Annotated in this window: 22 protein-coding genes and 2 pseudogenes; 10 read left to right on the top strand and 14 right to left on the bottom strand. The window is 60.9% G+C overall.

Annotation, left to right across the window (positions count from 1 at the left end; translation table 11 throughout):
• Positions 1-26: 26 nt before the first annotated feature.
• The 4 genes from AC0V8S_RS37575 (at position 27) to AC0V8S_RS37560 (ending at position 5,935) form a co-directional block, all read left to right on the top strand.
• Positions 27-2,129, top strand: a complete 2,103-nt coding sequence (locus AC0V8S_RS37575; protein WP_475438799.1) for an AAA family ATPase — start codon at positions 27-29, stop codon at positions 2,127-2,129.
• A 407-nt stretch (positions 2,130-2,536) separates the two neighbouring features.
• Entirely contained in the window at positions 2,537-3,475 is a 939-nt protein-coding gene (locus AC0V8S_RS37570; protein ID WP_475438798.1) for an ABC-three component system protein, read from the top strand.
• A 70-nt stretch (positions 3,476-3,545) separates the two neighbouring features.
• Positions 3,546-4,034 carry an ABC-three component system middle component 2 gene (locus tag AC0V8S_RS37565; RefSeq protein WP_475438797.1) on the top strand — a complete coding sequence of 163 codons (489 nt, stop codon included), beginning with the start codon at positions 3,546-3,548 and terminating at the stop codon, positions 4,032-4,034.
• A complete protein-coding gene (locus AC0V8S_RS37560) occupies positions 4,031-5,935 on the top strand; it encodes a hypothetical protein (RefSeq protein WP_475438796.1) in 1,905 nt (634 codons plus the stop codon). Before AC0V8S_RS37565 ends, AC0V8S_RS37560 begins: the two co-directional genes overlap by 4 nt.
• A gap of 134 nt (positions 5,936-6,069) precedes the next feature.
• Here the strand turns inward: AC0V8S_RS37560 and AC0V8S_RS37555 are convergent, their stop codons facing one another.
• From AC0V8S_RS37555 to AC0V8S_RS37545, 3 genes are all read right to left on the bottom strand, one after another.
• Positions 6,070-7,161, bottom strand: coding sequence for an ImmA/IrrE family metallo-endopeptidase (locus tag AC0V8S_RS37555; RefSeq protein WP_258598949.1), 1,092 nt, complete (start codon positions 7,159-7,161; stop codon positions 6,070-6,072).
• Entirely contained in the window at positions 7,161-7,496 is a 336-nt protein-coding gene (locus AC0V8S_RS37550) for a system killer suppression protein (protein ID WP_258598948.1), read from the bottom strand. Before AC0V8S_RS37550 ends, AC0V8S_RS37555 begins: the two co-directional genes overlap by 1 nt.
• Positions 7,497-7,612: 116 nt before the next feature.
• Positions 7,613-7,924 carry a hypothetical protein gene (locus tag AC0V8S_RS37545; protein WP_475439190.1) on the bottom strand — a complete coding sequence of 104 codons (312 nt, stop codon included), beginning with the start codon at positions 7,922-7,924 and terminating at the stop codon, positions 7,613-7,615.
• 223 nt (positions 7,925-8,147) lie between these two features.
• Here AC0V8S_RS37545 and AC0V8S_RS37540 point away from each other — a divergent pair.
• From AC0V8S_RS37540 to AC0V8S_RS37530, 3 genes and pseudogenes are all read left to right on the top strand, one after another.
• Positions 8,148-8,328 (top strand): annotated as a pseudogene (locus tag AC0V8S_RS37540) (type IV secretory system conjugative DNA transfer family protein); the annotation flags it as partial.
• 374 nt (positions 8,329-8,702) lie between these two features.
• Complete coding sequence (locus AC0V8S_RS37535) at positions 8,703-8,948, top strand: WGR domain-containing protein (RefSeq protein ID WP_183465712.1); 246 nt, start codon at positions 8,703-8,705, stop codon at positions 8,946-8,948.
• 119 nt (positions 8,949-9,067) lie between these two features.
• Positions 9,068-9,346 carry an HU family DNA-binding protein gene (locus tag AC0V8S_RS37530; protein ID WP_475438795.1) on the top strand — a complete coding sequence of 93 codons (279 nt, stop codon included), beginning with the start codon at positions 9,068-9,070 and terminating at the stop codon, positions 9,344-9,346.
• Between the two features lie 37 nt (positions 9,347-9,383).
• Here the strand turns inward: AC0V8S_RS37530 and AC0V8S_RS37525 are convergent, their stop codons facing one another.
• From AC0V8S_RS37525 to AC0V8S_RS37480, 10 genes and pseudogenes are all read right to left on the bottom strand, one after another.
• Positions 9,384-9,821 carry a TA system VapC family ribonuclease toxin gene (locus AC0V8S_RS37525; RefSeq protein ID WP_183455099.1) on the bottom strand — a complete coding sequence of 146 codons (438 nt, stop codon included), beginning with the start codon at positions 9,819-9,821 and terminating at the stop codon, positions 9,384-9,386.
• Positions 9,818-10,045: a ribbon-helix-helix domain-containing protein gene (locus AC0V8S_RS37520; protein WP_183455098.1), complete on the bottom strand. Its 228-nt coding sequence runs from the start codon at positions 10,043-10,045 to the stop codon at positions 9,818-9,820. Before AC0V8S_RS37520 ends, AC0V8S_RS37525 begins: the two co-directional genes overlap by 4 nt.
• Positions 10,046-10,065: 20 nt before the next feature.
• On the bottom strand, positions 10,066-10,242 hold the full coding sequence (locus tag AC0V8S_RS37515) for a hypothetical protein (RefSeq protein WP_183465713.1): 177 nt from the start codon (positions 10,240-10,242) through the stop codon (positions 10,066-10,068).
• 80 nt (positions 10,243-10,322) lie between these two features.
• Positions 10,323-10,634 (bottom strand): DUF736 domain-containing protein, encoded by a 312-nt coding sequence (locus AC0V8S_RS37510; protein ID WP_183455095.1) that lies wholly within the window; start codon positions 10,632-10,634, stop codon positions 10,323-10,325.
• Positions 10,635-11,334: 700 nt separating this feature from the next.
• Entirely contained in the window at positions 11,335-11,721 is a 387-nt protein-coding gene (locus AC0V8S_RS37505; RefSeq protein WP_475438794.1) for a type II toxin-antitoxin system VapC family toxin, read from the bottom strand.
• Positions 11,718-11,963, bottom strand: coding sequence for a type II toxin-antitoxin system Phd/YefM family antitoxin (locus tag AC0V8S_RS37500; protein WP_183455096.1), 246 nt, complete (start codon positions 11,961-11,963; stop codon positions 11,718-11,720). The genes AC0V8S_RS37505 and AC0V8S_RS37500 overlap by 4 nt, the downstream gene beginning before the upstream one ends.
• A 115-nt stretch (positions 11,964-12,078) precedes the next feature.
• The gene (locus tag AC0V8S_RS37495) at positions 12,079-12,390 is read right to left on the bottom strand and encodes a DUF736 domain-containing protein (RefSeq protein WP_183455095.1); all 312 of its coding nucleotides are present in this window, start codon (positions 12,388-12,390) and stop codon (positions 12,079-12,081) included.
• Between the two features lie 642 nt (positions 12,391-13,032).
• The gene (locus AC0V8S_RS37490) at positions 13,033-13,326 is read right to left on the bottom strand and encodes a type II toxin-antitoxin system RelE/ParE family toxin (protein WP_183455094.1); all 294 of its coding nucleotides are present in this window, start codon (positions 13,324-13,326) and stop codon (positions 13,033-13,035) included.
• Positions 13,323-13,631 (bottom strand): type II toxin-antitoxin system RelB/DinJ family antitoxin, encoded by a 309-nt coding sequence (locus tag AC0V8S_RS37485; RefSeq protein WP_183455093.1) that lies wholly within the window; start codon positions 13,629-13,631, stop codon positions 13,323-13,325. Before AC0V8S_RS37485 ends, AC0V8S_RS37490 begins: the two co-directional genes overlap by 4 nt.
• 214 nt (positions 13,632-13,845) lie before the next feature.
• Positions 13,846-14,229, bottom strand: a pseudogene (locus tag AC0V8S_RS37480) (zincin-like metallopeptidase domain-containing protein); the annotation flags it as partial.
• Between the two features lie 190 nt (positions 14,230-14,419).
• Here AC0V8S_RS37480 and AC0V8S_RS37475 point away from each other — a divergent pair.
• From AC0V8S_RS37475 to AC0V8S_RS37465, 3 genes are all read left to right on the top strand, one after another.
• Positions 14,420-15,838 carry a tyrosine-type recombinase/integrase gene (locus AC0V8S_RS37475; RefSeq protein ID WP_475438793.1) on the top strand — a complete coding sequence of 473 codons (1,419 nt, stop codon included), beginning with the start codon at positions 14,420-14,422 and terminating at the stop codon, positions 15,836-15,838.
• A 71-nt stretch (positions 15,839-15,909) separates the two neighbouring features.
• Positions 15,910-17,619, top strand: coding sequence for a hypothetical protein (locus AC0V8S_RS37470; RefSeq protein ID WP_475438792.1), 1,710 nt, complete (start codon positions 15,910-15,912; stop codon positions 17,617-17,619).
• 290 nt (positions 17,620-17,909) lie between these two features.
• The gene (locus AC0V8S_RS37465; protein WP_475438791.1) at positions 17,910-19,757 is read left to right on the top strand and encodes a site-specific integrase; all 1,848 of its coding nucleotides are present in this window, start codon (positions 17,910-17,912) and stop codon (positions 19,755-19,757) included.
• A gap of 290 nt (positions 19,758-20,047) precedes the next feature.
• Here the strand turns inward: AC0V8S_RS37465 and AC0V8S_RS37460 are convergent, their stop codons facing one another.
• The gene (locus tag AC0V8S_RS37460) at positions 20,048-21,022 is read right to left on the bottom strand and encodes an ArdC family protein (protein ID WP_475438790.1); all 975 of its coding nucleotides are present in this window, start codon (positions 21,020-21,022) and stop codon (positions 20,048-20,050) included.
• Positions 21,023-21,049 lie beyond the last annotated feature (27 nt).

Below are 21,049 nucleotides of genomic sequence, written 5' to 3'. Positions count from 1 at the left end.
AAGACTACGGGGCGAGGGGACAGAACATGAAGCTTAATAGGTACAAGGTCACGAACTTCCGTTCGGTCGTCGACAGCGCCTGGGTGGATGCGGAACAAGTGACAGCGCTGATCGGTGTCAACGAATCCGGCAAGACGAATCTCTTGCTGCCGCTTTGGAAATTGAACCCAGCAAGGGAGGGGGAGCTCAAACCGACCTCGGACTATCCAAAGGGGAACTACGCTGCTGTTCGCGCCAACCCAGGGAACTTCCGTTTCGTTGCTGCGGAATTCGACATCTCCGAGCACGCCGGCAAGCTTTCGGACATGACCGCAGTCGGCCGGGAGTACCTGGATGTCGTCGAAGTCAGCCGATATTTCGACGGCCGTCATGAGATCGCATTTCCGAAACACGAACCGCAGACGGAAGCGACCTCCGAGGAAATCCGAAAAGTCATTGAAGAGGCCAAGAACGAGATCGCGTCGATTTCCCCGCTCGCGAAGGAATCTTCCCTGAAACCGGAAATGCTCAAATCGCTTGAGGAGGCGAACGAGAGTGTGAAATCGCAGGAAATATGGTCGTCAACAGGCATTGCCGAGGTGGCGGCCAAGCTGGAAACGGCGATCCCCGAAATTCCGGCGCCCACCAGCTCGATAGTACCCAGGTTCCAGCAACTGTTGGACGCGTTGAAGGCGAAAAGAGGCAGATTGACTGCGCCGGGACCGTCCGAAGTCGCGGAAGTGAAGGAATTCATCCTCTCGAAGCTCCCTAGGTTTGTCTACTATTCCAACTACGGAAACCTGGACTCCGAAATTTACCTGCCGCACGTTGTCCAGAATCTGAAACGTGAAGACCTGGGCGCTCGGGAGGCCGCAAAGGCACGGACGCTTCGCGTCCTATTCAGTTTCGTGACGCTGCATCCCGAGGAAATCCTCGAACTCGGCCTGGACTTCAAGGATCCCCAGGGTCGTCAGCCGAACCCGACCGAAATCGCAGAAATCGCGACCAAGAAGCGTGACCGGACGATCCTACTGAATTCGGCGGGGACCGATCTCACCAAGAGGTTCCGGGACTGGTGGAAACAGGGAAATTACGCCTTTGAGTTCCAGGCGGATGGCGATCATTTCCGAATTTGGGTGAGCGACAGCAAGCGCCCAGAAAAGGTTGAGCTCGAAGACAGGAGCAGCGGCCTGCAGTGGTTTCTGAGCTTCTATCTGATATTCCTGGTCGAAAGCAGCCGCGACCACCGCGACGCAATTCTACTGCTGGATGAGCCGGGGCTGTCGCTGCATCCGCTGGCCCAACGCGACCTCTCGGCGTTCTTCGAAAACCTCTCTGGAACCAATCAGATCGTTTACACGACGCATTCTCCCTTTCTTGTCGACGCAGACTCACTCGACCGGGCCCGTAAAGTCTATGTGGGTGACGATGGCTCGACCAAAGCCTCGGCCGACTTGCGAAGGGGTAACGACGATCCGCGCAAGAACGGGGCCACGTACGCGATCTATTCGGCTCTGAACATGAACGTCGCCGAGAGCATTCTGCTCGGCTGCCATCCGGTAATAGTGGAGGGGCCTTCAGACCAGCATTACCTGGCTACCATCAAGGCGCTGCTAATCGGCGGCAAGAAGATCAGCCCGAAGCGGGAGTTGGTGTTCCCGCCGTCCCACGGCGCCAAGAACGCAAAGGTCGTCGCCAGCATCCTGACAGGGCGTGACGAAATCCTTCCTGTGATGATCTTTGACGGCGACGACGCCGGGCGGAAGATGGCTCGGGATATGGAGAACGGCCTCTACCAAAAGGCGAAGGGGCGGGTTCTTTCGACCGACAAATATGTCGGCTTCGCGAATTCGGAAATCGAGGATCTCTTCCCGCCGGCCTTTCTTGCGGAGGTGATTGACCGTTGGGAACGTGGACGCGGAGCCGACAAGGCATTCGCCGACGTCGTGGAGCCCGGGAAGCCGATTGTTCCGCAGATCGAAGCCTGGGCATCGTCGCAAGAGATTGGGCTGCCTGAAGGTTGGAAAGTCGATGTCGCGCGACTGGCAAAGAAGCGCGCACTGTCACGCGGGGTTGAAAAATTCGAAAAGGAATTCGTCGACCGCTGGACGGAGTTGTTCAACGATTTCCAAGCTATGGAACCCGAATAGACCCTAACTTGTGAAGTTCTCGAACCTGATAAGGCGGAGGGAAGCGAGCCAACTTATGGGTCAAAACCGCAACTTATGAGTCAAAGGACACTGTCCCGTGACCCATAAGCTGACTCTCAGGCCGCTTAAATCCCAGCGACTCCGATATCGTTTTCGATCCATAAGTTGCGTGAGATTTAACTCATAAGTTCAACAAAAGATGATTTTTGACGCATAAGTTAGGTAAGTTTTTTGTAGTAGTGGATCGGAAGATTTCTTAGCAGCGCTTGCCGTTCTCGCTAGGAAGATCGAAACAGGTGTGCTGCATGGAATCATCATGTGGCGTCTCCATCCGAAGCCTTGCGACGAAACCGCCCTGATGCGACCCTGTTGGAATCCGCGAAAGGGAAAAGGGGGGGAATGCTGACATGCCGCTCGACGAAGCATTCCTTCGTCGCCTTTCGGCGGCCTCCGACACGACACTCGAGATTTTCGTGCATCATCTGGTCTCGCTCGAGACGCAGATCTATCTGGACCATGAAATCTACGCAGGCTCCGGCGACAAGGGACGCGACGTCGCGGGTTTTCTGACCAACCGCCGGCACGAGGGCGAGTGGCACAATTTCCAGTGCAAGCAGTACCGTCGGCCGCTTGGCCCGGATTATGTCCTGCTCGAGCTCGGCAAGATGTTTTATCACGCCTCCGAGGGGGCGTTCATCCTACCGTCCAAATATGTGTTCGTGGTGCCAGGAAACCTGTCGGGACCCGCGCGAGTGCTCTTCGACCAGAAAAGCCGGATGAAAGTGGCCCTTATCGAGGGGTGGGATGAACAGTGTTCCAGGAAGATCGTCAAAGGCACGAAGATAGCGCTCGGCGACGGCATCCGGACGCTCGTCGACTCTTTTGACTTCAACGGCGTGGAGGCCTGGGGGAGCGGCAAGATCATGACGCTGCCGAACGTGGTCTACGCGGCGGCAAGGGCTTTCGGCGACGATCCCGGCGACGCCCCGCTTGGCATGGTTCCTGACATGGTCGATCTGCGGTCCGAGCATTACGGCGAGCAGCTCAGGATGGTCTATTCCGAGCACGACGGATGCGTCTATGCGGATGCGGCGGCGATCCTCGCCCACGAGGAGCACGGCGAGGACTTCCAGATGCACCGTCGACGCTATTTCGACGCCGTGGAATTTGAAAGGTTCTTCATCGGCAAGGTCGGCCACGAAGTGGTGGGCGAGTACCAGGACAATCTCCGTTCGGCAGTTCATGAAGCGTACCACTCGGGCGGGGGGCTGCCTCGAGTTAGGGCTGTGATGGATGCGGCCGGCAGCGCTAGAATCGGGGACTCTTCGACAGGCACAGCCGCGTGACGACACGCGTGAGGCAGGGTACCTGCCACGTGTTTGCCAACGAGCGATCGATGCCGTGGTGGAAAAAGAAATGAGCGCTTCGCGTTCCCAAGACCTTTTTAACGGTGTCCTCGAAACGGGGATGCGTTCGGTTGTCGTTCTGAACGAGTTCAGCCCGATGGAGCTTGATCGAGAACAACTCGGGCTGCTCGATTACTTCGTCGTCCATTCTTCGCAGGCGGGGGGACCGGACGACATGCATCCGACCTACAAGTCGAGTTTCACGGAGTATCACGTCCGACGCCGCCGGATCGACGACGGCGTCAAGATGCTGATCCGTGTTCGGTTGATCGAAGTCGTCGCCGACCCGAAGCGCGGGGTTTGTTTTCGCGCGGGCGACGACGCGCCCGGCTTCGTCGACCTGCTCAGCTCTCCGTACAACCGGGAATTGGTCGAACGCGCGCGCTGGCTGCGCTCCCGTCACTACGAGGACTCCGGCTTTCTAGCTGGGCTGAGGCAGAAGATCGAACGTTGGGTGGTCGAATTCCAGCAGCGTGAAACACCGGGAGCAGCTCAATGACTTCCGCCCCCGCCATGCGCCTCACGCGCCTCAGCTTCACAGGAAAGGACAAAGAGGCAGCGGCCGTCGATTTCGGACGCGCCGTGTCGCTGTTTTATGGCAGCTCCAACGCCGGAAAGTCGTTCATCCTGAAAGCCGTCAACTACATGCTGGGGAGCGGGGACCCATTTCCGGGCATCGAGCAGTCAGAGGGATACGAACTCGTCTTCCTTTCGTTCGTGCTCGAGCCAGAGGGGCGGCCCGTTACGCTGCGGCGCTCCACGCGCGGCGGCGACATCGAATGGGTCGAAGGAGCATCGGACGAAGTTTCCGCGGCGTCGATGCCGTCCGAGGCACTGGGTACAAAGCATGGCAAGGCCCGCAAGGGGTCGACGTCGCTTTCCGAGAAGCTTCTCGGGTATCTTGGAATTCACAACGCGAAGATCGCAGTCACCCAGGCGGGGAAGAAGGACACGTTCAGTATCCGGAACTTCATGCCATATCTGCTTGTCGACGAAACGAGCATGCTCGGGGACGAAAGTCCGTTGAGGCAGCACTCGCGGTCGGTGCCCGGGGCCGACAAGAACCTGTTCCGGTTCATCATGACGGGTATGGACGATACCTCGATCGTCAGGGTGCAGAATTCAAACGAGGCGAGGACCTCCAAGGCAGCCAAGTCCGAACTCCTGGAAACCATGATCACGGAGGCCGAGGCCCGCATCGCCAGATTTCCCGAGAGTTCGCCGATCGATGTCGTCGACGACGAAGGCTCGGACGACGTCGAGCACGAAGTCCTTTCGTCGCTGGGCGACACCTTCGCGGAAGCGCAGACAAAGCTTGACAGGCTGCGCGTGGACCGCAGGAACCTGATGATCGATATCGACGACGTGCGCGACGAAGCGAGCGAAATCGACACGTCCCTGATGCGATACGGCGACCTGGAGAAAACGTTCATGTCCGACATCAGGCGGCTCAAGGCGATCGAGGAAGGAGGCTATTTCCTGCTTCGCTTCGACGACCAGCCGTGTCCGGTCTGCGGAGCCGAACCCGGCAACCAGCATCGGCCTCACGAACAGGGTGAACTGGAGCGGCAGCATCAGGCCTCGGTCGTGGAGATCGCGAAGATCGAACGCGACATCAAGGACCTTCGGGAATTGATTGTCTACCTGACGGCGCAACTCGAGCGGCTGCGCGGGCGGGAACGCCGACTGAAGGATACGCTGGACGATGTCGACGCCCAGATAAAAGCGGCGGTGCCGCATGAGGCATCCTTGCGGCGCGGCTACCTGGATCTACAGTCCAAGTTCAATCAAGCGCGCCTCAGGAACGAAGCCGTCGCCGCCCGTGACGCGCTGCAGCGCCAGCTGGACGAAGTGAAGAAACTGAAGACCTCGAGCGGCCGCGCCGAAGGGATCACCATGGGAATAGCCCCCACCATCGGGCACGAGCTGTCAATGGTGGTTGCCGATGTGCTCCGGAAGTGGGAGTACCCGCGTGTCGACGGCGTGGTCTGGAATAGCGATTTAGACGACATCCAGGTCAACGGTCACCAGAGACGGCAGAACGGCAAAGGCGTGAGGGCCATCTACCACTCCGCGCTCAAGGTCGCCGTGCTGATCTACTGCCGCCAGAAATCCCTTCCGCACCCGGGGTTCGTGTTCTTGGATTCTCCGTTGCTGACCTACCGCGGGCCGTTGCTCTACGAAAAGTACGGCGAACTGGATTCGTATGAGAAGCAGATCGTCGCAACGCCGCTCGGCCGGCGGTTCTACGAACACCTGTCGTCGCTGGCGGACATCGGACAGTTCATCGTAGTTGAGAACACCGATCCGCCATCCGGCATCGAGTCTCTGGCAAGGGTTCAGGCATTTGCTGGCGAGAACGGGGACGGCCGACAGGGTCTGTTCCCGTCGCTGACGTGACCATCAGGCGGTAAGTACCCCCGGGGGATAGCGCGCAGGCGCTCCCGAACACTGACTTAGATTGCTGATGGCCCTTCAGCGTTGGCCCCTGACGGGACCTGATAAAGCCATAGAGACATCGGCTTCCGGTCTGCTTAGGCGCTCCATTCGAACCGCTGCTTCAACCTGTTCAGCGCCGTGTTGTAGGGAAGCACGCGCTCGTATTGAAGGCGGCCGACTGCAATGCCGGGCGCGACGCCGCATTCCACGGAAAATGCTCGGATGGAAGCCTCGTCGAAGCATCGGTTGGCAACGAACGATTTCCACATTGGCTTGGGGATCAGACTCGACGCCGCAAATTCATTTGCTTCAGCTTCCTTAGGATCGTCAATGTCACCTTTGTCGTCGTCGATGAACAGGCCTTTCTTGCCGTGCAACAGGATGTGTCCCGCCTCGTGGAAGAACGTAAACCAGAGGTGATCGTCAGACTTGTGCCGAAGGCTCAGCTGGATGATAGGCGTGTCTCCTGCCCACCTGGCAGCGCCGCTCAGCCTCGTGCCCGGCAACTCCGGAGAGAACACGAGAGCGACACCCGCGTCGGCGCATAGCTTGCCGAGACGGGTCTGAATCTCTTCGGGTCCGGACAATGTCAACGAGCGGGCTTGCTTCAGGCAAGCCTTGAACCTCATGGGGTCGTAGTCGGAGCATTGAATGTCCGCGGCGATGCGCGCCCCCCAATGAAGCCATGCCATGACAGCTTCGGGGTGGCCGCGGAAAGACTGCGACCGCCGATAGGCAACCGAAGCCCGTCGGCTGGCGAGCATGTCGTTGCATGCCTCGACCGAAGCCGCCCCGAAGAAATCCAGGATGCATCGAACTGTTTCCGCTGGGCTTCTTGGGGTGTCGAACATCCGGTATCGGACCATGTCCTTCACCGGAAATTTCTTCGCCCAGGCCGACTGCCGAACGAACTCTTCTTCCTCCTGGCGCTCCGCCAGCTTCAATCGGTAATTGCTCTCGAGATTGACCCAGACCAGCGGTTCCATGTCGAGGACTCTGCCGAAATGGAGCGCCGTCTCCTCAGTGAGCGGAGCTTTTCCTGAAATGATCTCGCTGATGAACTTAGGCGTCCGCCCGCATCGTTCGGCGAACGCTTGCTTGGCGATCCCGCGTTCCTCCAGGATTTCGTCCAGGATTGCGCCTGGGGAAACGATGTAGTCCGGTTTCTTGGTCGTTACAGTTGCCATCAGTGGTAATCCCCTACGTAAACGATCTTTACCTTGGTGACCTTCTTGAGGTCGATGCCTCCGCTTTCCAGCTCTGGTACCGGGTCGTGATCCGGCACCAGACAGATGCAGATTCCGTTCTTCACGGCCACGGACCACTGGCCTTTGCGGTCACCTTCCAGAAGGTGCCGCCTGAACGGCTTGTCGGTAGGGACGTCGGCCAGCGCCGGCGCTGCGGCGAGGAATGCATGGCGATTCTGAAATGCCCCAGCGACAACGGTTCCGAACTCCTTCACCAAGGCCTTGCTGCTGATGCAGAGTTTCTCCAGCTTCGTGGTTGCATACTCAATATCCACCAGAAAATCCTTAACCCATTAGGTAAAGCAAAAATAGCGAAGGTCAAGTGCTGGCCATCGCATCGCGGAGAATCAATGTTGGCAGGGAACTCGGTCTGGTTGCAAGGCAATCGAATTTAACCCGGCCCATCCTTCAATCCCGCCACTCGCGCTCTTCCGTCGCGCACCATCTCCACCATCTCCGCGACCGAAACGCTCAAAGTCGCGGCTGCAGCCGGAAGCGGCAGTCCCGGCTCCGCCCCGTCGGATGCCTTTTTGCTCCGCAGCCAGTCCATGAGAATTTCTGGCGCATTGCTTCTGATGATGCAGGGTACCCCTTGCTCAGCCTGCATCTCGGCCACCATCGTAAGCGCTTCGTCCAGGCGTTTGTTCTCGACGATCTCCGACCTGTGAACCGAGCGCAGCTTGTCGAAAGTTCTGTAGGGCAAACGTCTCCAATGACGCCCGGCCTGTTGGTCCTTAGGCGTAGATTGAAGTTGTCTCTGTGTTGCGATTTTCCCTGATGTTAGCGGCTGAAGGGGATCAGAGCCACGACAAATGTCGCATCTCTAATTTGCTCAAATGTCGCATTACTAAATTGCCGCTACAATCCGATGTTGCATAATATACATTATGGAACACGATCTTATGTTGGTAAATCAGTGCGTTAGGAAGAAGATCGCTCGACGGCCGCTGATCATCCCCTCATGAAGTTATACAAATACGCACCGATGAGCAGATCGTCTTCACCGCCGGCAACCCGCCGCTGCGCTGCGGCCGCGCGATCTACTGTCGGCGCAACGACATGCTTGAACGAGTTGGCACAAACAGGTTCGGGCCGAACAAGAAATGACCTGCCCGATCGGGCAAGGACTTCTCTCCCTGTGAAAGCTCCGGGGCTTCTCTACGGCGCGTTTTGGATAGCGCGTTCAGCCCCTCCGCTTCGCCGCCCACCAAGTTGGGCGGCGGCCCTTCGGGCTGGGGAACACGCGAGCCGTCGATCGCTGACAGTACCGCAAGCGGATGCGTTCCATCAATACTGCGAAGCGCCGGCAACCGATTGGGAACACTCATTGGACACGATCGGCGTAGCACGACATTTCAGGCGAACAATCACGGCGCAGCTGGTGTATTGAGCCGGGCGCATCAGCCGCATGAATCGGTCAGGCGTGATCGATTCGTCGAAGTCGTTGGACGTTGCTTCCAAAGGAAGCGAAGATTCCAACTATGCCGAAACCTGTGACAGAACCGCTTCATCTTCGCCGCATCGATCCGGCTCGCAACATGTCTCGGTTCTATGTGCTGTCCATTCAGCCGACATTGTTCGGCGGCGCGTCGCTGGTCCGCAACTGGGGCCGGATCGGCACAAACGGCCAGGTGATGATGGAAACCTTCGATGAGCGCGCGGATTCCGACGAAGCGTTCTCCCGGCTCGAGCGCCGCAAACGTAAGCGCGGATATATGGCTCCGTAGGAAATCAGGCCGATCGCGCAGTATTCCGGGAATTTTCAAGCGTTGCGCACGCGCGGACTACCAACCCCGTGTTGTTGTGTGCCAAACAGTGACCAGCAACAACGCGAGGAGCACGTTCCATGACGACCGCAAATGAGATCGCTGACAAGATTGCAGCCGACAACGGTCTGACGAAGATGCAGGCCAGGAGCATCGTCGACAGCGTGTTCAAGGCGATCGCCGATGCGGCCGCGAGCGGTGCCGAGACGAGCCTGCCCGGTTTCGGCAAATTCAAGGTGAAGGACACACCTGAACGCGAGGGCCGCAACCCGTCGACGGGCGCGACCATCAAGATCTCCGCCTCGACGAAGCTGTCCTTCACGCCGGCAAAAGCCATCAAGGACGCGCTCAACGGCTGATCTTGCCGGGATACCCTGACAGAAAGAGCCCGGCGGTCTAGCTTGTGGTGATCAGGTGCAGTGAAGACTTCCCGCTCTTCAGGGCCGCCGCCGACAGCTTGCGGTCAAAGCTCGCAAGTTGGCCACCATGCGCCTTGGCGAGCGCAAGAAGATAAGTGTCGGTGACCTGTGCCGAGGTCAGGATTTTCGCAGCATCGATGTCGCCGGAGCCAACCAGGCTCACATCGTCGGGCCAGAAGCTGTGCCCATGCAGGGCTCGCAACTTGGTAACGATTTGCGCAACGACTGCAGGCGAGCCGGGAGAATTAGGATATTTTTGGTTGCCGACGATGCGCAGGACGCCGTTTTCGGTGATGGGACAGGTAGCCCATGCGGCGTAGCCGGTCACTTCGAACCAGCCATGTGCATCGTCATGGGCGACATGGCCAGGATCGATCAGCGCGATCAGCACATTGACATCGAGCAGGAAGGTCACGGCAGCTCGTCACGTAAGGCGTTGACCGTCTCAAGCGTGACAGGAGGGGCATCCGGCCGAGGCGACAGCAGAGGAATCCCGTTGCGCTCGCCGCCGGCCTGCGGGCGGCGCAGCGAGCGCCGGGCGAGATCGGTGATGATCTCGCCCACGCTGCGATCTTGCTGCCGGGCCATGGCCTTGGCCGCGACCAGGACGTCGTCATCGATCGCCAGTGTCGTTCTCATATCGCCCTCCTTGGTTCGCATCAATCATCACGCATCATATAGAGCAGCGACGGCAGATACTCAAGCGGCTCGAGGTATCGGACACGAAGCCGCATCGCCGTTCCAGACGTCGACCAGTTCGGTCCACGCACCGCCCGGCCAGACGGCGATGTCGACGGAACCAAGGGCTTTTGCTGATGCGCGATGGTGCTCGTCATGTAGGTGTCCTTTCGGTTGACCAGTTCGCCAGTGGAAGGCTGAAGGCCCCGCCTTGCGGCGGAGCCCTCGCGCGAGATCCTCAGTCCCGGTTTGATCGGGACCAGATCAGCTGCAGGCCTTGCTCGCCGTCAACTTCGATCAGGGTGGCGTAGATCGGAGCGGGGAAGCTCGGGTCGTCCAGCTTGACCGAGAGGTAGTCACGGCCTTCTGCGGAGACCTTCTGCCAGGCGGCGCCCAATTCGACATTCGCCGCCGCGAAGATGCGGAAGTGCGGGCCCTTGTCCGAGGGGTTCTCGACGCGGACCAGCTTGGCCTTGACGTTGAGGTTGAGGGTTTTGATCGTGCCGGTGAAGCCGTTGCCGGTGGAGGTGAAGGTGCCGATGGTAGCCATTTGTCTCATTCCTTTGTTGGTCGGGCCGCGCCCATCGCGACCTCGATGACGGTCGGTGGAACGGAGGCGATCGACCCGCACCCACCGGGGTCCCCGTTGCGCGTGCGCAAATGGGGTGGTCCTTAGGGCTGGAACGAAGTGGAAGGCGGCCGGGAGCGACTTTCTTGGATCGCGAGGAATGGCGGCGCAGCCGGCAGGGGAAGAAGTCGCGCAGGCCGTTGCCGGGACAAGATCGAGAGCCCGCGCTGCGGGATCGGCGTTCGGTCAGACCAGTCACATCGAGGACGCAGATGGACGTGCTTTCGGAAACAGGAATGAAGACGGGCGTTCCACCACCGCCTCATCGCCATGAGACGGCGACTTGTGTGATCAACTGTCCGTCCGGACGACGGCAGCCTGCGAATCTGCCCAGACCCAGTAGGCAGGGTCGTGCTCACAAGCACCAACGCCGACACCAGAACCGAGACGTCGTGGCAGGGTGGCAATGTGAGCGCTCGACGTCACTGGTCAGGCCGACCGGGTAATGGCATGGGGTCCGGAAGTGGCCCGTCGAAAATCCTGGAAAGAGCAGTGGATCAGATATTTGGGCGTCCAGTGCTTGGGGTCTCTGTTCGGCGCGTTTTCACAATAAAGGACTTGGGCGGGCGATGAACGGCGCGGGTGCGGCAGGAAGAAGCCCCCGCTCTCCGGCCGGAGGTTATCAAAGGCGACGGATAGGCGCGGGATATTGTGCAACCAGATCGTCGACGGTCAGCAATGTAATGCCCTCGACGATCGACTGAGCAATCAGGATCCGATCGAAGGGGTCCTTGTGGATGGGGGGAAGCCCCTCCACGGCTATGGCATGCTCGCTTGTGATTGGCAGCTCATAATAGCCGTTGTCGATCAGGGCCCTGCGCAAAAGACGCGCATCGACCGTGAAATCAGCGCGGCCCAGACCCCGTTTGATCGCAATCTCCCAGAGACTTGCAGCGCTGAACGTCAGGTCGTTGTCGGCACTCTCGATGTCAGCGAGGGCGGCAGGCGGGAGCTTGTCGGGCTCGCCCGCCGCCCAGAGCAGAAGATGGGTATCGAGCAGAAGTTTCATGCGTCGCCGCCAAACAGCTTCTCGATTTCCTCACCGGCCATGCGATCAAAATCGTCCGGAACGGAAAACTGCCCGGCCATAAACCCGACGCGACGCGTTTCGCCGGCCGCAGGAGCGTCTATCGCGACGACCTTCACCATCGGCTTGCCGGATTTGGCGATGATGAAAGATTCGCCCTTGGCCGCCTTGTCGATAAGGCGTGACAGATGCGTCTTGGCCTCGTGGATATTGACGGTGCGCATTGCTGGCTCCATGACTTAGTCCATGCAACTTAGTCTATGCGTGCCTGACGTTCAAGTGCACCTGCCGAAGAAGGCTGAAGGCCCCGCCTTGCGGCGGAGCCCTCGCGCGAGATCCTCAGTCCCGGTTTGATCGGGACCAGATCAGCTGCAGGCCTTGCTCGCCGTCAACTTCGATCAGGGTGGCGTAGATCGGAGCGGGGAAGCTCGGGTCGTCCAGCTTGACCGAGAGGTAGTCACGGCCTTCTGCGGAGACCTTCTGCCAGGCGGCGCCCAATTCGACATTCGCCGCCGCGAAGATGCGGAAGTGCGGGCCCTTGTCCGAGGGGTTCTCGACGCGGACCAGCTTGGCCTTGACGTTGAGGTTGAGGGTTTTGATCGTGCCGGTGAAGCCGTTGCCGGTGGAGGTGAAGGTGCCGATGGTAGCCATTTGTCTCATTCCTTTGTTGGTCGGGCCGCGCCCATCGCGACCTCGATGACGGTCGGTGGAACGGAGGCGATCGACCCGCACCCACCGGGGTCCCCGTTGCGCGTGCGCAAATGGGGTGGTCCTTAGGGCTGGAACGAAGTGGAAGGCGGCCGGGAGCGACTTTCTTGGATCGCGAGGAATGGCGGCGCAGCCGGCAGGGGAAGAAAGTCGCGCAGGCCGTTGCCGGGACAAGATCGAGAGCCCGCGCTGCGGGATCGGCGTTCGGTCAGACCAGTCACATCGAGGACGCAGATGGACGTGCTTTCGGAAACAGGAATGAAGACGGGCGTTCCACCACCGCCTCATCGCCATGAGACGGCGACTTGTGTGATCAACTGTCCGTCCGGACGACGGCAGCCTGCGAATCTGCCCAGACCCAGTAGGCAGGGTCGTGCTCACAAGCACCAACGCCGACATCAGAACTCGAGACGTCTTGGCAGGATAGTAATGTCAGCGCTCGACGTCACTCGTCAGCATGACCGGGGCATTCAACCGAAGCCGAGACTATGGCGCCGGTTCAGCAGAACGCTGCTGGCAACGGCGTATCGGGTGCCAGCTTCAGTCGGGATCAGCGTCACCGTGCAGGCGATTGCATCACGGAAGCTAGTCGGACGAAAAGTCCTCGGGCCACATCTGCGCACCATGGAGAACACGCAGGATACGGATAGCATCATGGGTTAGAACGTAGGCTGCAATATATGGCGTTCGGGAGATGACCAGCTCCCGCGTGCCGGGCACTCGTCCAGGGCGTCCACTCTCGGGAAACTCGACCAGGCGGAGCACCGCCTGCGCGATATGCTCGTCAACGGCAGCCGCCGCGCGCGGGCTTTCGGCTTCGATATGGGTGAAGATGTCGTCGCGATCAGCAAGCGCAAACGCTGACCATTTCAGCCTCATGACTGGGTAGTTCCTGCCTTGCGTAGCGCGGCAGCGCGTCGGGATGCAAAATGCGTCTCTACATCTTCAGCGGTGACATCGGTCCGGGTATCTTCGAGTGCCTGCATCACTTTGGCGCGAAACCATGCATCATGAGCCTCGCTGTTGCTGATCAGTTCCAGCGGCAGTGCACCTTCATTGGCGGTGCGCGTCAGCAGGATGCGTACTACGTCGGAAACCGTCAGCCCCATGCCTTCAAGCACGGACGCCGCGCGGTCCCTGATGTTGGAATCGATACGTGTCTGCACGAGTGCGTTTGTCGCCATGGTTGTCTCCTGTCTCGAATCCACAATGTAATGCACTTGAATGACTGTTTCTAGCTACGACGACCACACACTAATCGCGGCATCGCTGGCGAAGAATGCAGGCGGCTTCCATGCGGTGGCAAGGCGCAGGCGGCCTATACACACCTAGCTGCGAACGCAGCGTGGCCCTTAAGCGCTCTGGATGGCCCAGCGCCATGCGATTGGAGATGCAGTATCACGCAGCGTGCTCGACCAGTGTCCCCTGCGGCTGGAGATCATGCAGATAGTTGACCGCCCGCTGGGCATGGGCCGCCGCGGCGAAGATGAAACGCTTCTCGTTCCTGAGAATCTCAAGCCAGCTTGCAAGATAGCTTGCGTGGTCGGGCCTCGGCTCGAGCTCGGGAACGATGCCGAGATCGGCCGCCAAAAAACAGCCGCCCAGATCGGCCACGAGTTCCTCGTGCGCCCTGAAGGAACGATCCTTGTGATATCGTGAGAGATTGCGATCAAGCCGCTTCTCAGCGCCGACCCAATGGGTCAGTTCGTGCCCAAGGGTCGCATAGTAACTCGGCGCGTCCCGGAAACTCTCGAACGGAGGCATTTGCACATTATCCAGACTCTGCGTACCTGTCTCACAGGCGTCAGAGTTGGCGGCTATCGTCGACATCCAAAGACGCAGATCGTCGAGTGATGCGGGTGCGAAGTTTTTGCCGGGGCGGACTCGAGCCCGCCCCGGCAAAAACTTCGGTGCCCTCTGGAGGTCCATTGCCGCAGTTGTTCTTCACCGATCTTCCGCCCTGCGCCGGTCCGTGACGGTCGAGGGCGTGACACAGGAGCTAGCCCCTGACGAGATAACTGCCGCGGATAGCATCGGCCTCGTCGAAGGCATGCCGTTTATTCTCGGAAGAGACGGAACCTACGATCATCACCTCAACCGCTTCCTCCGATCGTGCCCGACCATGGGTGTGCGTTCGTTGAACAGTCTGCGTGCCTATGCGCGGGATATCGTAGTCTGGATGCGCTTCCTCGAAGAGCGCCGGGGCGGCAAATCTCTCTGGTCGGCCGACCGCGATGACATCGCCGCATTCCACCAAGCCCGGCGTCTGTCCGAGCCTCCGTTCCGCATATCCGCTTCTTCCTGGAACCGGATGATCGCGGCGCTCGACAAGCTTTATCATTGGGCTGCCGAAGAGAAGGTCATTGCCGCCGCTCCGTTCACCTATCGGCAGCTCTGGTCGCGCGCGTCAACGTCGGGTGCGGTCATGGCCGTGGCAGTGAACTGCGCCAAGGAGAGCGGAGCTCGCAATGGCGACATGCGCTTCCTCGACCTGCCGCGCTATCTGGTGTTCCGCGATGTCGGGCTACGCGGCAGGCTTCCCGATGGGCGGGAAGACCCAACATGGCGAGGCCGCAACGGAGCGCGTAATGCGCTGTTCGCGGAACTGCTGATCACGACCGGCTTGCGGCTGCAGGAAGCATCGAGCCTGCTGCTGAGCGAACTGCCGGAAGTGGACACGCGACCTGATTCCACGGCCCGATCTCTCGCCTCCCGACTGGCCGCCGCGACCGCGAAGGGTTCGCGCGGCCGGGACTTCCTCATGCCGATCCGACTGATTGGGCAATTGCAGGACTACGCCCGGATCGAGCGGGAGAACGCTCTCGGGCGCGCGCGGCGGAGCGGTCGCATCCGCCGGACGCACAGCCCGATTCCAGTGGCCGGATACGAGCATCGGGCTCTTCGCCTGAACGATGGCGACCGCGCGGTGAGGGTAAGCGTCGATCAGTTGACGCCTGCGGAGCGGCGGCGCCTCGTCGATGCCGCGAAGGGTGTGCCGCTGGCGCTCTGGCTGACGGAAGACGGAGAGCCAATGCCGATGGCATCATGGGAAGCCGTGTTCGGACGCGCCAGTGAGAGATGCCGTCGCTTCGGCTTCGCGGACATGCACGTGACCCCTCACACGCTTCGCCACAGCTTTGCCGTCCATATGCTGACGCTGCTTCTGCGCGAGCAGGTTGGCTGGGTTGTCAGCGAGCGATCACGACATCTCGGCTCCGCCTATCGCCGGATGATCGGCGATCCACTGCTGAAGCTCCAGAGATTGATGGGGCACAGCAGGATCGAAAGCACCTATATCTATCTTGATCATCTTGCGGACAGCCAGGAGATCGTCGACGCGGCGGTGGGCAATCTTGGCCTGGATGTTGCCGCCGTGGAGCCGGCGCCATGAGCCGGGGAAGACGGGCAAGGTTCCCGCCCGGATCGGCTCCCCCGAATGAGAACGCCGCCGCAGCCGTCATCGTGGCCGATCCGCGCCGCTTCTCCGTGCGTATCGATGCGGGCAGCGAGTTCATTGTCGATCTAAGTTCCTGGTCGCACCCATCCTTCGTTGCCGAGATCGCCCCGCTGCTGCGGGAACGTATCCGCCAGATGGGGCCAACGCCGATAGGACGTACGGTACAACGCACGGTCCTCAATCTCCGCCGGTTCTGGTCGTTCCTGGATGCCTGGGAGATTGCCCTCCGCGAACTGGGCGACATCACTGTCGAGCTGATCAACGATTATGAAGCGTGGCTTGAGCAGAATGCCGGGAACCGGCTGTCCCAGCGACACCTCCTGGCTGCGCTGATCAGCGTGCTCCGCATCGCGGTTGAGGATCGCCGCGGCGTGCTGACGCCGGACGTCGTATCTCGCCTGCGCTATCTCGGTCATGGCGATAGTGGCGGCAGCCGGCCCCGCGACGCCTACAGCAGCCGGATCGCCGAAGCGCTGCGTGCCGCAGCACGGGCTCAGATCACTGACGCCCGCCAGCGCATCGCGCTCGGTGACGATGTCCCGCCGCCTCCACCGGAGGTCGCCGCATGTACACGCCTGCGCGCGCGCCACGATGCCATCATCGTCGAGATCATGCGATCCGGACAGATTGTGACGCGAAACCCCGCCTTCAGGCGCTTCATCAATCTCGCGGCTTACCGAAAGGTCGATCACAGGATCGAGGCGCCACACCGGGGGTTCCACCTCACGGCGATCGACCTTGCGGCATTCCTGGCGCTGCTGTCGCTGGAGACCGGGATGGAGATGGAATGTCTGATTCACCTGAAGGCGGACTGCCTGCGCAATCCCACCAGAGGCTATGTCGAGATCGAGTATTACAAGCGCCGGGCACGCGGCTCGGAGTGGAAGCGCCTTCGGGTGCGGGATGGATCGAGCGCTACGCCCGGTGGGCTGGTCAGAATGGCGATCGCGTTCACCGATCGTGCCCGACGACACACCGGGTCGGATCGCTTGTGGGTCCTCTGGACCATCGACGGCTTGCGTCCAGCCAATGAAGAAGGCGGACAAGGCATCGCCACCTTCGTCGAGCGCTACCAACTGGTCGATGACGACGGTGTGCCGCTGCGACTGAGATTGTCGCGGTTGCGGAAGACCCAGAAGGCCGAGTGGTATCGACGCACGAACGGCCAGCTCGAGCAGTTCGCCGTCGGCCATTCGATCGGTGTCGCGGCCCGCCACTATGCGGACATACCGGCCCTGCGCCATGTTCACGAGCAGACTCTGGCCGACGCGTTCCACGATGCCCTCGACGCTGCGCTGAAGCCGCGGATCGCTATGAGCGAGCGGAAAGAACTTGTCGCGGAGCGGCAAGACCCACGTCCGGCAACGGACGAGCAGGATGTGTGGCTCGCTCGATGCGGCAGCTTTTACGAAAGCCCGTTCGCGGAAGCGGGCAAACCCTGCCCGACCCCGTTCTGGGGGTGCCTTGAATGCGAGAATGCCGTGATCACCGAACGCAAGCTCCCGGCGCTCATTGCATTCCAGTCCTTCATGGCCGAACAGCGCGCCACCCTCAACGCCGACGAGTGGTCGATCAAGTTCGGCCGCCCCTGGCATCGTATCACGAACCAGATCCTGCCGGCCTTTGCGCCGCCGATCGTGGAAGCAGCACGGACACGCAGCGCTGCAGAAGGGTCGACGCTCCTCTATCTGCCGGTGGAGGCGACGGCACGATGACGGCATCGAACCTTGCCCCTGCGACAGCCTCTTCGGCCATACGCAGCCAGAACGACATCGTGCTCTGCTCGATGAAGCTCAAGGAAGGGACCGACCCGCAGACGCTCTCGCGCTTCGGCGACGACGTGTGGAATCTCGATCCGGCAATCTTCCATGTGACCGCGCGCAATGCGTTCCGGACGATCGACTTCACCGACATTGCCTGTCCGGCGGAACGGCTGACCGCCAAGGAATACATCTACGCCTGGCTCAACGAACGCCTTCCGGATCGCTCTGGGCGGCTGCGGCCGTTGAGCGCGCGCGCAGCACTTGCCACCCTGCGTCAGTTCATGGCGTTCGTGCGGGAACGGGAGGGCCGCTTCGATTCCGCCCTTATCGATCAGGACCTGCTCGACGCTTATCTCGCTCTCCAGAAGAACCGTTCCGTATTGCCGAGCCGGGTTGGCGCCTGCCTTAGACCTGCCGTGCAACTGCACCGGCTCGCTCGCTTCCTGACCCTTGGGGGTTTGCGCTTCGTTCCCTGGAACGGGACGCCAGCCTTCAAGGTGGCGGGCTGCGGCGGGCGAGCATATGAGAACGTGACGCCCCGCATTCCCGAGCCGGTGATCGGTGCGCTGCTGCGATGGTCGCTGCGCTATGTCGAGCTGTTCTCGACCGACATCATCGCGGCACGCGCCGAACTTGACGGGCTCGAAGCGGATTATAGGGCGACGATACGGCAAGCCAGGAAGCGCCCGATGGAAGCCCGTGTGGCTGACTGGGTGCACCGGCGGCGACAAGAACGAAGAGGCGTCCCAGTATGGAACGAGCCCGAGCGCATGGGTGGCATCTGCGGTGCTATCGCGCTCGACCAGCGGCTGGACGGCCATGTTCTGAACATCCGACTGATCGCATTACAAAGCGGGGTAAGCCCCACGAACCTTACGGGCAACAAAGCCGCCTACGCCATGCTTCTCGACGCCGTGAAGGAACTCGGCGTCGAGCAAGGCGGGATGGACACGCCGATCGCCATCGATCCCGTTAGCGGCCAACCATGGCGGCCTCGCTTCGACGCCTTTGCGCTTGCGCACGAGGAGCGGCAACTTCAAACCGCTGCCTACATCCTGTGCGCCTATCTGACTGGCATGCGCGACAGTGAAGTCCAAGCTATGCGGCCCAGCTGCCTTCAGCGCAAGCGCAGTGTCGACGGGATGATCGAAAGGCTGACGATCCGCAGCATCGTTTACAAGGGCCGGCAAGAGCGCGGCGAGCCGGAGGAATGGGTAACGATCGAGCCCGTCGGCCGTGCTGTGGAGATCGCCGAACGCCTGGCGGCAAGGCATAGGCCACGGCGCAAGGACGACGGTATCTGGATCGTTCTGCATCGCGCCGTTGCGCTTGATCGCGGCGTGCCGCATGTGGTCAAGCGGATCAATCGGTATCGCGAGCATCTGGACCAGCGCTTCGGCGCGCCGGAAGAACCGGCAATTCCGCTCGTGGAAGGACGAAGCTGGATCTTCAACACCCGGCAGTTCCGCCGAACCGTGGCCTGGTACATCGCAAACCGCCCGTTCGGTGTGGTCGCCGGCAAGATCCAATACAAGCATGCCTCGGTAGCGATGTTCGACGGCTATGCCGGTTCGTCGGCGTCCGGCTTCCGCCAGGAGGTTGAGCAAGAACACCACCTGGGACAGCTCGACGACATCGTTGTGCATTACGAAGCGGCGCAGCGCGGCGAGCGATTGGCTGGTCCGGGTGCTTCCCGCATTGCGCACGAGATCGATCGTGTCAGACAGGAGATCGGCTCCCTGCCTGGCGTTATCGCAGATGGAAAACGTGTGAAGGCGATGCTCGCTCACCTCGCGCGCACGCTGCACGTCGGCTACCTGAACGACTGCTTCTTCGAGCCGGCGACAGCGCTTTGCCTTGGCCGGTCGACAGGCTCGGCAAGCCAGCCCATCCTGTCGAACTGCGCCCCTGACCGCTGCCCGAACTCCTGTATCGCACGTCGTCACCTGCCGGCGTGGCAAGCTGCGATCGCACATGCCGATGCCATGCTGGAAGAGAAGCGATTGTCGAACGTGCAGCGAGCCACGATCAGGCAGGACCGTGATCGAATGCGCAAGCTGATCGCGCCGCTTCTGGAGGAACGGTCGTGAAGCCGGTTAGCACGTCGACCGAGCAAGCGCTTCGCCAAGCGCTCACCCGGCTTGTCTCGGGGGATGCGATCCGGACGGATGGCCGACTGACGGTCGCCAATCTGGCACGGGAGGCCGGTGTCAGCCGGGCGACCGCAAACCGCGCTCCGGCAATACTGGCGGAACTGCGAGAGGGCGAGGTTGCAAGACCATCCCGATTGAAGGAGCCCCGCTCCCCGCAGATGGACGCGGAGCGGGTCCAGCGTGAGCTGGAGAACGTGATCGCCCAGCATGTTCAGGTCCGCGCCTTGTTACAACGCGCCAGCGAGAACAGGAGAAGCAGGCTGGCCCGCATCCGTCTTGTCAGGGATGGCGGATGAAGCCTGATGCTCTTCAGGGCGTTCCGGCTGCTGCGCGTGCATCCAGTCGGCGGCCTGCTGCGCCTTGCTGGCGGCAATGAAGATGGCGCGAGGATCGCCCCTCAGCACTTCGATCCACGAGGCAATATACGCTGCATGATCGGACCGCGGATGGTGGGCGATGCCCAGATCGGCAAGGACAAGCCCGCTGACAATCTCGACGCAGCATTCCTCGGCGGCATAAGCGGCCGAGCCGAACCGGCCCGAGAGATCGCGGTCAAGCCGGTGCTTCATCCCTGAGGCGTGGCCATTCTCATGCAGCCACACCCCATAGAACGACGCGGCGTCGCGGAAAGAAGCGAAGTCCGGCATGAATACCGTGTCCGATGACGGGAGATAGTAAGCCTCCGTACCGCCGAACACGGTCTTGATCCCGAGGTTGCCGATGAAAGCCTCCGCATGCGCCAGACGCTCGCTCTCCGGCAGGACGTCCGTCGGCGGCTGCTCATACCCATCCACCTGCGCGACGTTGAACACCGAGAATGCCCGGGCAAACATCCGTCGGTGGCCACCATCATCACTGTCATCGTCGTCAGCCGACTCGGAGGAAGCGATCTGCTTCCACAGCACGACGGTGGTCGAGCGTTCACCCTTGCGCACCTGCGCGCCGGCGTCCTGCCATTGCCGGTAGGTTCCCCACAGGCCGTCGCCGTAGCCAACGGCCATGGCTGCGACCCAGAGCGCCACCGTGTTGATGCCACGGTAGCGCTTGCCGGAAGCGATATTGGTCGGGCGGGCACTACTCGTTCCGTTGTGGAACCACGGCGCACGCCACTCGCCTGCACCTTGCTGTATTGCCGCTATGATCTCGGCGGTGATGCGCGTGTAAACATCGGCACGCGCTCCGGACTGCATCTTGGAAGACATCGTGATAGCTCCTTCGGAGCGACGCGA

The organism is Mesorhizobium oxytropidicola (assembly GCF_056174625.1).
The sequence above is the reverse complement of the archived record's forward strand: the minus strand, read 5'-3'. Positions and strand labels throughout refer to the sequence as shown.